Genomic DNA, 12,608 nt, shown 5'->3' with positions numbered 1-12,608 from the left:
AGGGCCCGTCCTGATTGTTCAACTCTATTAGGGGCGCCTCAGGTTCCCGTGAAGGTGTCCGAATTGCGTGAATGCCACGCGGTGGGGTGCCGGATCGGGTGAACGGGATGCGACCATGTGCGGCGTGAGCACCCCCGCACCCGCCATCCTGTCCGCCATCACGCGCGAGGTCGAGGACTTCGTCGCCGCGGGCGGCTGGGACCAGCCGCCGCAGCTGTTCGCCCTGGTCCCGACGGCTCACCTGCTGCGCGAACAGCCCGACCTGGTCGGCCAGATCGACCCGGACGCGGCCCTCACGCCGATCGCTCAGGAAGCCCTCACCGAGTCCGACCTCGGCGTCGCGTTGGCCGGAATCATGTGGCCGGAAGCCGTGCACGGGTGTGCCCTGGCCCAGGAGATCGTCATGCTCCCGCCGGAGGCCGAGGCGGACCTGCCCTCCGACGACGTCGACCCGCTGGGCCGCATCGCCGCGTCCCACCCCCAGGCCCGTGAGGCCCGCCTGGTGGCCGCCGCCCTCCGCGACGGGACCGTCTCCTGCGTGATGCGCGTGCGCAGCGCGGACGGCCAGACCGACGAGATCATCGAGCACCCGGAGTTGGCCCCGAACCTGACCACGGCCCTGTTGGAGACCCTGCGCGACTGACAGTGTGGGGCGCGGTCAGCAGGTGGGCAGGTCCCGGTTGTCCTTGAGTCCTTCGAGCGCCTTGACCGCGCCCGCCAGGTTCTCCACCTTGATCAGCCGCAACCCGTCCGGGGCGTTCTCCTTGGCCTCGGCGCAGTTGTCGACGGGGACCAGGAACGTGGTCGCGCCCGCCTCCTTGGCCGACACCATCTTGAACGGGATTCCCCCGATCGGGTCGACCTCACCCTGCGCGGTGATCTCGCCCGTGCCCGCGACGATCTCCCCGCCGCCGAGGTCGCCGGGGGTCAGCCGGTCGATGATCGCCAGCGCGAACATCAGGCCCGCCGACGGCCCGCCGACGTCGGCCAGGCTGATGGTCGTCTTGAACGGCACGTCGGGGCGCTCGGCCGACTCCAGGCCCATGAAGCCCTCCGGCCGGTCCTCGGCCCCGAAGTCGGTGGCCTTGCCCAGCACGATCGTCCCGGACTTGTCCACGCCCTCCCGCTTGAACGTGATCGGGATCGACGCGCCCGGCGCGGTCCCGGCCAGCGCGGCCCGCACGTCCTCGGCGTTGGCGATCTTCTTGCCGTTCACCTCGACCAGCCGGTCGCCGGGCACCAGCACCTTGTCCGCGGGCGCGCCGGAGGTGATCCGCTGGGCGATGACCTTGACCGGGTACTTGAGTTCGCGCAGCGCGGCGATCTCGGCGTTGGTCTGGGAGTCCTGGAACAGCTTCGAGTTCTGCTCCTCGACCTCTTCCTCGGTGACCCCCGGCCGGAAGTACTCCTCGCGCGGTGCCAGCGCGTAGCGGCCGCTCACCCAGAGCGCGACCGCCTCGAACATGCTCACGTCGTCCTTGACCGAGACCGTGGTCATGCGCAGCTGGCCGGTGGTCGGATAGGTCTGGGCGCCCTCGATATGGATGATCGGGGTGTCGTCGACCGCGCCGAGGGTGTCGTAGGTCGGCCCCGGCCCGAGCGAGACATAGGGCACCGGGACGAAGAGCCCGATGACCATCAGAGCCGTGACCAGCAACGAACTGATCAGCACGGTCCACCCGCGCCTGCTCAGCTCCCACGGCGGGGCGGGCGACGGGGCGACGGGGGCGTCCGGTGACGTGCTCACGAAGCGACAGGGTACGTGCGTTCACCCAGGGCGGATCACTGGACGTCACACGGACGGCCTATCCGCGTACCGTAGACCCATGAGTGATTTCAAATTCGGGTTTGGCATGCCGGACCCGGATGACCGGGACAAGAAGAACGACTCCGAGGCCCAGGGCGGCCAGGAGAACCCGTTCGACCAGCTCGGTCAGATGCTCAGCCAACTCGGCGCGATGCTGAGTCAGACCGGTTCGTCGACCGGCCCGGTCAACTACGACCTGGCCAAGCAGATCGCCGTGCAGAAGCTCGGCGGCCAGGTCGGCTTCGGCGCGTCGGAGCCGTCGACCGCCGTCGACGACGCGGTCCACCTCGCCGAGATGTGGCTCGACCCGGCCACCACGCTGCCCGCGGGCGCGACGGTGACCAGGGCCTGGAGCACCCGCGAGTGGGTCGAGCACACCCTGCCCACCTGGCAGCGCCTGTGCGACCCGGTGGCCCGCCGGATGTCCGGCGCCTGGGTCGACGCCCTGCCAGAGGAAGCGCGGCAGCAGGCCGGGCCGCTGCTGGCCATGGTCGGCCAGATGGGCGGCATGGCCTTCGGTTCGCAGCTCGGCAACGCCTTGGCGCAGCTGGCCGCGGAGGTGTTGACCTCCACCGACATCGGCCTGCCGCTGGGCCCGCCGAGCACCGCGGCACTGGTGCCCGCCAACATCGACGAGTTCACCAAGGGCCTGGAGCGGCCCGCCAGCGAGGTCATGGTGTTCCTGGCCGCGCGCGAGGCCGCCCACCAGCGCCTGTTCTCGCACGTGCCGTGGCTGCGCCAGCGGCTGCTGGGCACGGTCGAGGAGTTCGCCAACGGCATCAAGGTCGACACCGCCGCGCTGCAGGAACTGGCCTCCCAGGTCGACCCGGCCAACCCGGAGTCCATCGAGAAGGCCATGCAGTCCGGCATGCTCGAACCGCAGGCCACCCCCGAGCAGAAGGCCGCGCTGAACCGCCTGGAGACCCTCCTTGCCCTGGTCGAGGGCTGGGTCGACGTCGTGGTCGGCGACGCGGTGGCCGAGCGCCTGCCCGGCGCCGAGGCCCTGCGCGAGACCCTGCGCAGGCGCCGCGCGTCCGGCGGACCGGCCGAGCAGACGTTCGCGACCCTCGTCGGCCTGGAACTGCGCCCGCGCAAACTCCGCGCCGCCGCTGCCCTCTGGCGCCTGGTCACCGACAAGCACGGCATCGACGTCCGCGACGGCCTGTGGGGTCACCCCGACCTGATGCCGACCGCCGAAGACCTCGACGACCCGATGGATTTCGCCGACCGCCTCGGCCGCAAGTCCGAGGTCGACGAGGCCATCGCCAAACTGGAGAACGACGCGGAGTAGTCAGTCCGCTGTGCTGATTCCCCAACCCGCCGCGGCGGACATGCCCTCCAGGAAGCCGATCGCGCGGTCGGTCTTGGGGTAGGCGCGGACCAGGTCCCAGAACTCGGGCCCGTGGTCGGCCTCAAGCAGGTGGGCCAGCTCGTGCACCAGTACGTAGTCCAAGACCCACGCGGGCACCTCACGCAGCCGCTCACTGACCCGGATCGTCCGGTCGACGGGGGTGCACGAGGCCCACCGGGTGCGCATGGGCGGCACCCACCGCACGCTCGCGGGTTCGCACCGCCCGTCGAAGTACAGGTCGGACAGTTCGCCGCACCGCTCCAGCAGCGCGGCGTCGGAACCGCGGGCTGGTGAGCGCCTGCGGGTCTCACTGCGCAACAGCCTGCGCTGCATCTCCGCCACCCAGTGCGCCTCCTCCTTCTTGGAGAGGCGGGCAGGGATCTGCACGATCAGCGTGTCACCTTCGCGGTACGCGGTGACGGTGCGGGTTCGACGTTTGCTCCGGCGCACCTCGACACGGGGTTCGGCCACGGCACCACCGTAATCGGCGGGACCGACATCTCGGGAGGACCAGGCGGGTGTGACGTTTCGCCTGTGGACAAACGGATCCACCATTCGGCGCAATCGGGCACCCTGGTCCCATGACCGATATGATCACCCGCCGCCGACCCGCCAAGACAGCGCCGCCGATCCCGCGGCGGCCCCGCCTGCGGCCCGGTGTGGTCGCCTTGCGCCGCCGCCCAGGGGAGATCCAATTCGGCCTCGAACCGGGTCGGGCGATCGTGGCCACCGACCTGCCCGAGCCACTCGCCGACATCGCCACGGGCCTCACCGGCGACCACACCGCGGCCGAGCTCCTCGACCGGGTCGGACCGGACCACCACACCGCCCTGCGGGCCCTGCTCCAACGCCTCGCCGACGGCGGCCTCCTCGACGACGCCACTGCCCCACCTCGGGCCGACCCGTCCGACCTGGCCCGCTCGATGGTCCAGGTCCGCGGCAACGGCCGCATCGCCGTGGCGGTGGCGCTGTTGCTCGCCGGAGCGGGCGTCGGCCACCTGCGGGTCGAGACCAGCGGCCTGGTCACCGCCGACGACCTCGGCACTGGCCTGACCCACCACGACCTGTTCGAACCTCGTCAGACCGCCATCCACCAAGCCCTGCGCCGCGCGAGCGAGTCCGTCCACCTCGCGCGCTTCACCCGCCGCGGACCCGACCTGGTGCTGCTCACCGACGCCCTGGTCCCCGATCCCGCGGTCGTCGGCCCGCTCATGGACGCCCGCGTGCCCCACCTCACGGTGCGCGTCCGCGCCGGTGTCGGACTGGTCGGTCCCCTGGTCGTCCCCGGCGCCACAGCCTGCCTGACCTGCGGCGACCACCACCGCGCCGACCGCGACCCCTGTTGGCCCGGCGTCGCCGCGCAACTGGTCGGCAGGCCACAGGCCGCCGACCTGTTCGCCGTCCAGACCACGGCCGCCCTCGCCGCGGCCCAAACAGTGGCCGCGCTGGCCTGGCTGCGGCGGCCAGGGCCGATCCTTCCGCCCACGTGGAACCGCACTTTGGAGATCGACCCGGCGGCGGGCACCCTCAACCACCGCCCCTGGTCACCCCACCCCTGGTGCGGCTGCGCCGCGAGTGGCAGGCCGCATACCGCAATCGGCTGCGCCGCGGCAGTGAGGCAAGGGAGAATCGTGACGTGACCGAGATGCCACGCAAGACCGTCGCGCGCACAGCACGACTGGCCAGCATTCCCCTGGGAGCGGCCGGACGAGCTGTCGGCGGCTGGGGGAAACGACTGGCGGGCCAGAGCGCCGACGAGGTCAGCGCCGAGTTGTCGGCCCGCACCGCCGAACAGGTCTTCGCGGTACTCGGCCAGCTCAAGGGCGGAGCCATGAAGTTCGGCCAGGCGCTCTCGGTGTTCGAGGCCGCCGTACCAGACGAACTAGCCGAGCCCTACCGCGAAGCCCTGACCAAACTCCAATCCGCGGCGCCGCCGATGACCACCCAGGCCATGCACCGCCAACTGGCCCTGCAACTGGGCCGCGGCTGGACGAGCCGGTTCACCGACTTCGACGACACCCCCGCCGCCGCCGCGAGCATCGGCCAGGTCCACAAAGCCATCTGGCACGACGGCCGCACCGTCGCGGTCAAGATCCAATACCCCGGCGCCGACGAGGCCCTGCTGTCCGACCTGCGCCAACTCCAGCGGTTCAGCAGGCTGTTCCAGCCGTTCGTCCCCGGCCTCGAAATCAAGCCGCTGCTGCGCGAACTGTCCGACCGAATGACCGAGGAACTCGACTACCGCGCCGAAGCCGACAACCAACGCGCCTTCGCCAAAGCCTTCCTCGACGACGCCCAGGTCCTGGTCCCCAAGGTCATCGCCAGCGCCCCCAAGGTCACCGTCACCGAATGGATCGACGGCATCCCCCTTGCCAAGATCATCCGAGCGGGCGAGAAACCCGAACGCGACCACGCCGGGCGGTTACTGTCGGAGTTCCACTTCTCCTCCCCCGCCCGGGCGGGCCTGCTGCACTCCGACCCCCACCCCGGCAACTTCATGATCACCCCAGACGACCGCCTAGGCGTAATAGACTTCGGCGCCGTGGCCCGCCTCCCCGAAGGCCTCCCCCGCCCCCTAGGGCAGATGACCCGCCTCTCCATAGACGGCCGCTCCGACGAACTCCTCCAACTCATGCGCGACGACGGTTTCGTCCGCCCCGGAATGAAGATCGAAGCCGAGGACGTCCTGGCCTACCTGGCCCCCTTCGCCGAACCCGCCGCCGTAGAGAAATTCCACTTCACCCGCAAATGGATGCAAAAGCAGGCGGAACGAGTCGGCGACCTACGCGGCCAAGACTTCAAAACCGGCCGCTCCCTCAACCTCCCACCCCAATACCTACTGATCCAACGAGTAACCGCGGGCGCCACCGGCATCCTCTGCCAACTAGACGCCGTAGTAGGCATGCGCGAGATCATCTCCCACTGGCAACCAGGCTTCGCCGACGCCTGACACAGCCACTACCAGCAGATACAGGGGTTACGCGCGTCCGGGCGCTCGAATGGTGACGCCTGAACCCTGACGCCCCGAAATGGTGACGGGCCGAGCTGAACGGCCTGTTTGGGTGGTTCGCCTTGATTTGGGGGAAATGGGCCTAAAATCGCGGTGCGGGTGAGGTTCCTTGAGCTCGCCTTTTGACCCGCACAGGCCCATTTCTAGGGGTCCCCAAATCAAGGCGAACCACCCAAACAGGCGCCCACCAGCTAACCAGGCTACCGGCTATGCAGGCACTAACCGGCTCACCGGCCAAAGACCGTCACCAATACTCAGCAGGCAACTTCCCCTCAATATCCCGAACATGCCGCCGAGCGCACTCATCACACAACCACCGACTCCCCCGCTCATCATTCTCAACCACCCAGGCTAACGCCGACAAAGCCGCCACCCCAGCACGAGAACGACCGCAGATCGAACAGGTCGGCTCCTCACTCATACCGCGACGCTACGCCGCCCAAGATGCACCGTCGTCGCACTCAGCAGGAACACGTCATCGCGGAGACCCACAAAGTCCGACCCCACCGGATCCAACAACCGCGACACAGCCTCCCGATCAAGCTCCGAAAGCTCCCCACGAGCCATCCAAGCCAACCAATCAGCCACCGAAGAACGCACAGCCTCAGAAGCAGGCGCAGGCAGATCAAGCAGGAAGCTAAACGCCCCCACCTCCAACAACCCCGCCTCAGTCAACGCAAGATTCCACCCATAAGGCATCCGAACCGACCCCTCAATCCCCGCCCGCATCCCCGCATACCAAGCCGTTTGCGCCGCCACGAGCCGATCCTGCAACCCCGGCTCCCCCACCCCGACATCCCACGGCAAACACCGAGTGCTCAACCCACCCTCAGCCAACGCCAACCAACCGCCAGGCCTCAACATCCGCACCAGACCCGAAACGCCAAGCCGCTCATCAGGCAGGTGATGCAACACCCGCGACGCCCAAACAAGATCCGCGGCGGGCACCAGGTCCGACAGCCCGGGGGAAGCGGCATCGGCCAAGACCGCGACCACCTCAACGTTGTCCCCCACCGCGTCACCCACCGCAGACCGAGCCGCGGAAAGCAGCTCCGGCACCGCGTCGACCAGCACGATCCGGCCACCACCGCGCACGCTCAGCGCCGTAGCGAAGGCCGCGCTCATGCCACCCGACCCGGAACCGACGTCGATGATCGTCGCGCCGTCCGGCAACGGGTCGACCAGCCGGTCGGCCACCCAGGAGTTGACCTCAGCCTCGACCGCGTCGGCGCGCCGCATCGGGGCGAGTCTGCTGGTCCAGTCGATTCCGTCGTGCGTGTGCGCCATAGCGCTCGACCCTAAAGCCTTTGTAAGCCGGCCAGCACGCGGTTGAGCATCATCAAGTCCGGCGCGACGCCGACGGTGCGGTCGACCACCAGCACGCCCTGCTGTGCCAAGTCACTGATCAGCACCCGCGCCACCCCGAGCGGCAGCGAAAGCAGCGCGGCGACCTCGGCGACCGACCGCGGCGACGCGCAGAGTTCGGCCAGCGGACGGTGCTCCCAGGCAGGTGCCAGCCCGGTGGACCGCACCAGCGCCTCGATCGCCAGCGGGGTCGCGGCCCTGGTCCGCCCACCAGTCCAGGCGTACGGCCGGACCATCGCGTGCGACTCGGGCCGCCGCGCCCACTCGGCCAGCTCGCGCTCATCGGGTTGGGGCGCCGGGAGCTGTGGCGGGAGCGGCGCGATCTCGTACTCGGCGTCGTCCTCCGGCCGGGCGTAGGCGCCACCGAAGCGCGCCCCGGTCACGCCGATCGCGGAGTTCTCGTCGGGTGCCTCGAACACCGGGTCGACCTCGACCGGGTCCGACTCGTCGCGCCACGCGCCCGAGGGCCCGAACCGGGCACCGGTCCGGCCGACCTCGGCGCGTCGTCGGCGCCGTCCTGCGGAAGTGTGCTGTGCCACGTCAGCCCCAAAGTCCCTCGCGAACAGGGAACTCGGAATCTAACCGCGCGCGGGTGCCATCCCGTGACCTTCATGTTTCCGCCGCGTTTCGGCGTAAACGGCGGATGCCCGCCACCGCGGTGCGGTGGCGGGCATCCCGTCCTTGGTTCGGTCGGTTGGTTCGGTCAGAGACAGGCGTTGGCGCGGTCGGCACGCCTGGTCGCCCATTTCGCGACCCGCTCCCATCGCTTGGCGGTGTGGAGCAGGCGGACCAGGCGATGCGCGTGCGCGACCTGTTCCGCCTCCCGCGTTCGAGAACGCGCGAGGTTTTCATAGATCAACATTTGCGTGGGGCCTTCCGGCTTGAAGGTGTACATAGGGTCTTTGAGCTGGGCGTTCATGCGGCGACCTCATCCCTGGCGTGGGCAGCGCGCTCGGCTGCCTCTCGTGCGACGTCCTCCTTGCGCGGGCGGCCGCGGGGCCGCTTGCGCGCGATGACGACACCGCGCTCGAAGATCTCCCCACCCCAGACGCCCCACGGCTCGTGGCGCGCTAGCGCGGAGGCCAGGCACGCCGCGCGAACCGGGCAGTCGCCGCAGAGGACCTTGGCGCGCTCGAGCTCGTTCGGGGTGTCGGCGAACCACAGGTCGGGGTTGGCCGCGGATCGGCAAGGAAGGTCCAGACCAGCGGAAGGAGCCGCGTCGAGCAGCTCGCTCACACCGGAACCGGGAGGTCCGAGTAGGTCGAATGCTCCGCCCGCGAGCGGAACAGTGGCGGTAGACATGGTGTGAAATCTCCTAGATTCGATCTTGTTCATCGTCATGAGGCAAACAAAAAGGCCGCGGATTCCGGTATCGGAGTCCGCGGCCTCGGGAGCCTGGAGTTACTTGACGTGGCGTCAAGTTATCCAGCCCGAGGGTGCGGACGGATTGGTCGGAACGTCGACATCGAGGGTGCGGGCGTGAGCCGTCCCCGCGCCGGTGGCGCCTGCGATACGCTCACGCTGCTCACGGACGGCCGCGGTGCAGCCGGCGATGGACATGGGAGTGCCCCAGGACAGCAGGTAGCCCGGGGTCGGGTTGCTCTTGACGATCACCATCGGGTCCACCTCCCTCATCGCTGTCGTGGGTGTAATTCTCGGGGCACTTCGTGCCCCGCCATTGCAGGTTATTGCGGTTGACGGAGCCCGTGCAACCGATTTTCCAGAAGTTCGTGTGACGGCGGTCACAGTTCGCTCTACTGGGTGGCTCCAGCCACCAGGGACAGCACCTCTTGGCCGTATCTGTCCAGCTTGGCGCCCCCGATGCCGGAGATTGCCACGAGCGCGGCCCGATCGGCCGGACGCTGTTCGGCGATCGCCAGCAGGGTCGCATCGGTGAAGATCACGTACGCGGGCACTTTGAGTGCCTTGGACCGCTCCTGGCGCCACTCGCGCAGCCGATCCAGCAGGCCCTCGTCGAGATCGGCAGGACACGTCTCGCAACGGCCCAGCTTGAACGCCATCGTCCCGGCCAACTCGTCGCCGCAGACGCGGCAGTGCCGGATGACCGCCATCGGCCGATGGTCGCTTCGGCGCGCGGCGCTCACCCTGGCGGCCGGGTGGTTGTCGGGGATCAGCCCATAGAGGAACCGGCTGCGCCTGCGGTAGCGCTTGCCGCCCTCGGCCCTGGCCAGCGCCCACGACAGCGACAGGTGCACCCGCGCGCGCGTCACCCCCACATAGAGCAGCCTGCGTTCTTCCTCGACGGCGGCGTCGTTGCCATCGGCGTGCTGGATGGGCAGGGTCCCGTCGACCATGCCGACCAGGAACACCGCGTCCCACTCCAGCCCCTTCGCCGCGTGCAGCGTCGCCAGGGTCACACCCTCGACCGTGGGCGGGTGCTGGGCCTGCAGCCGCAGGTCGAGCTCGTGCACGTAGCGGGGCAGGTCGGCGTCGGCGACGGTGGCGGTCAGTTCCTCGGCCAGCTCCACCAGCGCGAGCAGCGACTCCCAGCGCTCGCGCGCCGAGCCGCCCGCCGGGGGCTCGGCGGTCAGGCCGAGCGGGCCGAGCAGGGCCCGGACCAGCTCGGGCAACTCGCCCCGCGGGGCCTGGACCGCGGCCGTGCGCAGCGTCGCCATGGCCTGGCGCACCTCTTGGCGGGCGAAGAACCGCTCGCCGCCGCGCACCAGGTACGGGATGTCGAGCCCGGCCAGCGCCGCCTCGTAGACCTCCGACTGCGCGTTTATCCGGAACAGCACCGCGATCTCGCTGAGCGGCACCCCGGCGTCGATGAGGTCCTTGATCCGACCCGCGACGGCGGCGGCCTCGGCGGGCTCGTCGTCGAACTCGACGAACCGCGGCTCCGGGCCGGTCGGACGCTGGCCGATCAGCCGCAGCCGCGAGCCCGCAGGCCGGTCGCGCGCCGCCGAGATGACCCGGTTGGCCAGCGACACCACCTGCGGGGTCGACCGGTAGTCGCGTTCGAGCCGCACCACAGTGGCCTCGGGGAAGCGCCTGGTGAAGTCGAGCAGCGGGCGCGGCGAGGCGCCCGCGAACGAATAGATGGTCTGGTTGGCGTCGCCGACGACGGTGAGGTCGTCACGCCTGCCGAGCCAGGCGTCGAGGACGCGCTGCTGCAGCGGGGTGACGTCCTGGTACTCGTCGACGACGAAGCAGCGGTAGCGGTCGCGGAACTCCTCGGCCACCGCGGAGTGTTCCTCCAGCGCGGCGGCGGTGTGCAGCAGGAGATCGTCGAAGTCGAGCTGCTGGGCCCGGTTCTTCAGTTCCTCATAGCCCGCGTAGACCTTGGCTATCTGCTCGGCGGGCGCGGGCGTCTCACGGTGGGCGCGCGCGGCGGCGGCCGGGTAGTCCTCCGGCCCGACCAGCGACGCCTTGGCCCACTCGATCTCACCGGCCAGGTCGCGCAGGGTCTCGCGTTCGCTGCCCAGGCCGAGCCGGTGTGACGCATGGCCGACGAGGCGCAGCTTGCCGTCGAGCAGCTGCCACTGCTCGCCGCCGACCACCCGCGGCCAGAAGTACCGCAGCTGCCGCAGCGCCGCGGCGTGGAACGTGCGCGCCTGGGCGCCGTGGATGTCGAGAGCGCGCAACCGCGTCCGCATCTCCCCCGCCGCGCGCGCGGTGAACGTGACGGCCAGGACCTGGCTCGCGCTGATATGGCCCGCGTGGATGAGGTTGCCGATGCGGCTGACGATCGTCCTGGTCTTGCCCGTGCCCGCGCCCGCGAGGACGCAGACCGGGCCGCGTGGGGCCGTCACCGCGGCGAGCTGTTCCGGGTCCAGCCCGGCGAGCGGATCGTGTGCGCCGGCCATGCCGACATCTTGACAGAGCGCGCCCGCCTGCCGTGGGACCCGGCCCCGTATCCTGGTGGGTATGGCTGAGAAGCAGGACAAGGCGGCCGCCAAGGAAGCCAAGAAGGACGCCAAGAAGGCACGCAAGGCGGCCTCGAAGGCGAAGCGCGGGCAGCTCTTCCAGGCGTTCAACATGCAGCGCAAGGAAGACAAGGCACTCATCCCGTGGATGGTCGGCGCCCTGCTGGTGGTGACCGGCGTGGTGTTCGGCATCGGCTGGCTGATCGGCATCGAGTGGTTCGTCCTGCCGGTGGGCATCGCGCTGGGCCTGCTCGCCGCCGTGATCATCTTCGGCAGGCGGGTACAGAAGAACGTCTACTCCAAGGCCGACGGCCAGCCCGGCGCGGCGGCATGGGCCCTGGAGAACCTGCGCGGCCGCTGGCGCGTCACCCCGACCGTCGCGGGCACCACCCAGCTCGACGCGGTGCACCGGGTGATCGGCCGCCCCGGCATCATCCTCGTCGCCGAGGGCGCCCCGCACCGGGTGAAGACCCTGCTCGGCCAGGAGAAGAAGCGCATCGCCCGCATCGTCGGCGAGACCCCGATCTATGACGTCATCGTCGGCAACGAAGAGGGCCAGGTCCCCCTGCGCGGCCTGCAGAAGCACCTGATGAAGCTGCCCAACAACCTGCGCCCAGCCGACATCGACACCGTCGAGAAGCGCCTGGCCGCCATCGCAGGCCGCGGCGCCGCCCTCCCCAAGGGCCCCATGCCCCCCGGCGCCAAGATGCGCAGCGTCCAGCGCACGATCCGTCGGCGTTAGGCCATTTGTCGTACCCCTCTGGCACGGTGGCCCGCATGCTGCTGACGATCTCGGAGTATCTGACGCTCGGCGAAACCGAACTCGGGTACACGGAACTGCAAGATGGCCGCTTGCTGATGTGGCCGAACCCCGGTCGGCGGCACATGGACGCCACCGGGGAGCTTTGTTTTCAGCTGTCCAGCCAGCTGCCAGACGATCTCGGAGTCGTGCACTGCCTCGACATCGACCTTGAGCTCAACGGGCCCGACGAACCCGGGTACAGCAGACGCCCGGACTTGATCGTAGTGTCGCTGCGGTCTTGCGAGCTGACCAAGGGCGCTTCCTACCGCGATCGGGACGAGGTGACCGGGAAGTTCGTCACCGAGCTGCCGTTCCCGTTCATGATCGATCTCGACACGCTCGACTAATTCGGAGGCGATCCCAGACGCCCGCGGGCTACGGTCCGC

Annotated in this window: 14 protein-coding genes; 6 read left to right on the top strand and 8 right to left on the bottom strand. The window is 69.7% G+C overall.

From position 1 onward, the window contains the following. Positions 1–115 precede the first annotated feature (115 nt). Positions 116–643, top strand: a complete 528-nt coding sequence (locus BN1701_RS32205) for a PPA1309 family protein (protein ID WP_054055093.1) — start codon at positions 116–118, stop codon at positions 641–643. Between the two features lie 15 nt (positions 644–658). On the opposite strand, the gene BN1701_RS32200 is transcribed toward BN1701_RS32205, so the two are convergent. Then, positions 659–1,747, bottom strand: coding sequence for a PDZ domain-containing protein (locus tag BN1701_RS32200; RefSeq protein WP_054055091.1), 1,089 nt, complete (start codon positions 1,745–1,747; stop codon positions 659–661). Positions 1,748–1,826: 79 nt separating this feature from the next. Here BN1701_RS32200 and BN1701_RS32195 point away from each other — a divergent pair, with 79 nt between their 5' ends. Further along, on the top strand, positions 1,827–3,098 hold the full coding sequence (locus tag BN1701_RS32195) for a zinc-dependent metalloprotease (RefSeq protein WP_054055089.1): 1,272 nt from the start codon (positions 1,827–1,829) through the stop codon (positions 3,096–3,098). Here the strand turns inward: BN1701_RS32195 and BN1701_RS32190 are convergent, their stop codons facing one another. After that, on the bottom strand, positions 3,099–3,629 hold the full coding sequence (locus BN1701_RS32190; protein ID WP_054055087.1) for a M48 family metallopeptidase: 531 nt from the start codon (positions 3,627–3,629) through the stop codon (positions 3,099–3,101). It abuts the gene before it with no gap. A 110-nt stretch (positions 3,630–3,739) separates the two neighbouring features. On the opposite strand from BN1701_RS32190, the gene BN1701_RS32185 reads away from it, so the two are divergent. After that, the gene (locus BN1701_RS32185) at positions 3,740–4,798 is read left to right on the top strand and encodes a hypothetical protein (RefSeq protein WP_197672161.1); all 1,059 of its coding nucleotides are present in this window, start codon (positions 3,740–3,742) and stop codon (positions 4,796–4,798) included. Positions 4,799–4,803: 5 nt separating this feature from the next. Further along, positions 4,804–6,108 (top strand): AarF/ABC1/UbiB kinase family protein, encoded by a 1,305-nt coding sequence (locus BN1701_RS32180; RefSeq protein ID WP_082860471.1) that lies wholly within the window; start codon positions 4,804–4,806, stop codon positions 6,106–6,108. A 477-nt stretch (positions 6,109–6,585) separates the two neighbouring features. Here the strand turns inward: BN1701_RS32180 and BN1701_RS32175 are convergent, their stop codons facing one another. The 6 genes from BN1701_RS32175 to BN1701_RS32150 form a co-directional block, all read right to left on the bottom strand. Then, positions 6,586–7,455: a class I SAM-dependent methyltransferase gene (locus tag BN1701_RS32175; protein WP_054055081.1), complete on the bottom strand. Its 870-nt coding sequence runs from the start codon at positions 7,453–7,455 to the stop codon at positions 6,586–6,588. Positions 7,456–7,466: 11 nt separating this feature from the next. Further along, positions 7,467–8,072 (bottom strand): DUF742 domain-containing protein, encoded by a 606-nt coding sequence (locus BN1701_RS32170; RefSeq protein WP_054055079.1) that lies wholly within the window; start codon positions 8,070–8,072, stop codon positions 7,467–7,469. Positions 8,073–8,236: 164 nt separating this feature from the next. Continuing rightward, positions 8,237–8,452 (bottom strand): hypothetical protein, encoded by a 216-nt coding sequence (locus BN1701_RS32165; protein ID WP_067520977.1) that lies wholly within the window; start codon positions 8,450–8,452, stop codon positions 8,237–8,239. Further along, positions 8,449–8,835: a WhiB family transcriptional regulator gene (locus tag BN1701_RS32160; RefSeq protein ID WP_054055075.1), complete on the bottom strand. Its 387-nt coding sequence runs from the start codon at positions 8,833–8,835 to the stop codon at positions 8,449–8,451. The genes BN1701_RS32165 and BN1701_RS32160 overlap by 4 nt, the downstream gene beginning before the upstream one ends. Before the next feature lie 114 nt (positions 8,836–8,949). After that, entirely contained in the window at positions 8,950–9,150 is a 201-nt protein-coding gene (locus tag BN1701_RS32155) for a hypothetical protein (protein ID WP_157368336.1), read from the bottom strand. A 137-nt stretch (positions 9,151–9,287) separates the two neighbouring features. Next, a complete protein-coding gene (locus BN1701_RS32150) occupies positions 9,288–11,360 on the bottom strand; it encodes an ATP-dependent DNA helicase UvrD2 (RefSeq protein WP_054055071.1) in 2,073 nt (690 codons plus the stop codon). A 61-nt stretch (positions 11,361–11,421) separates the two neighbouring features. On the opposite strand from BN1701_RS32150, the gene BN1701_RS32145 reads away from it, so the two are divergent. Further along, on the top strand, positions 11,422–12,162 hold the full coding sequence (locus BN1701_RS32145) for a DUF4191 domain-containing protein (RefSeq protein ID WP_054055070.1): 741 nt from the start codon (positions 11,422–11,424) through the stop codon (positions 12,160–12,162). A 35-nt stretch (positions 12,163–12,197) separates the two neighbouring features. Then, the gene (locus BN1701_RS32140; protein ID WP_054055068.1) at positions 12,198–12,569 is read left to right on the top strand and encodes a Uma2 family endonuclease; all 372 of its coding nucleotides are present in this window, start codon (positions 12,198–12,200) and stop codon (positions 12,567–12,569) included. Positions 12,570–12,608: the final 39 nt, after the last annotated feature.

Source organism: Alloactinosynnema sp. L-07 (genome assembly GCF_900070365.1).
Taxonomy (GTDB): domain Bacteria; phylum Actinomycetota; class Actinomycetes; order Mycobacteriales; family Pseudonocardiaceae; genus Actinokineospora.
The sequence above is the reverse complement of the archived record's forward strand: the minus strand, read 5'-3'. Positions and strand labels throughout refer to the sequence as shown.

What these genes read in the sequence shown, in the direction of transcription:
- BN1701_RS32175 (WP_054055081.1), bottom strand. Translation starts at nt 7,455, where the DNA reads ATGGCGCACACGCACGACGGAATCGACTGGACCAGCAGACTCGCCCCG.
- BN1701_RS32155 (WP_157368336.1), bottom strand. Translation starts at nt 9,150, where the DNA reads ATGGTGATCGTCAAGAGCAACCCGACCCCGGGCTACCTGCTGTCCTGG.
- BN1701_RS32180 (WP_082860471.1), top strand. Translation starts at nt 4,804, where the DNA reads ATGCCACGCAAGACCGTCGCGCGCACAGCACGACTGGCCAGCATTCCC.
- BN1701_RS32165 (WP_067520977.1), bottom strand. Translation starts at nt 8,452, where the DNA reads ATGAACGCCCAGCTCAAAGACCCTATGTACACCTTCAAGCCGGAAGGC.
- BN1701_RS32160 (WP_054055075.1), bottom strand. Translation starts at nt 8,835, where the DNA reads ATGTCTACCGCCACTGTTCCGCTCGCGGGCGGAGCATTCGACCTACTC.
- BN1701_RS32195 (WP_054055089.1), top strand. Translation starts at nt 1,827, where the DNA reads ATGAGTGATTTCAAATTCGGGTTTGGCATGCCGGACCCGGATGACCGG.
- BN1701_RS32145 (WP_054055070.1), top strand. Translation starts at nt 11,422, where the DNA reads ATGGCTGAGAAGCAGGACAAGGCGGCCGCCAAGGAAGCCAAGAAGGAC.
- BN1701_RS32205 (WP_054055093.1), top strand. Translation starts at nt 116, where the DNA reads ATGTGCGGCGTGAGCACCCCCGCACCCGCCATCCTGTCCGCCATCACG.
- BN1701_RS32140 (WP_054055068.1), top strand. Translation starts at nt 12,198, where the DNA reads ATGCTGCTGACGATCTCGGAGTATCTGACGCTCGGCGAAACCGAACTC.
- BN1701_RS32150 (WP_054055071.1), bottom strand. Translation starts at nt 11,360, where the DNA reads ATGGCCGGCGCACACGATCCGCTCGCCGGGCTGGACCCGGAACAGCTC.
- BN1701_RS32185 (WP_197672161.1), top strand. Translation starts at nt 3,740, where the DNA reads ATGACCGATATGATCACCCGCCGCCGACCCGCCAAGACAGCGCCGCCG.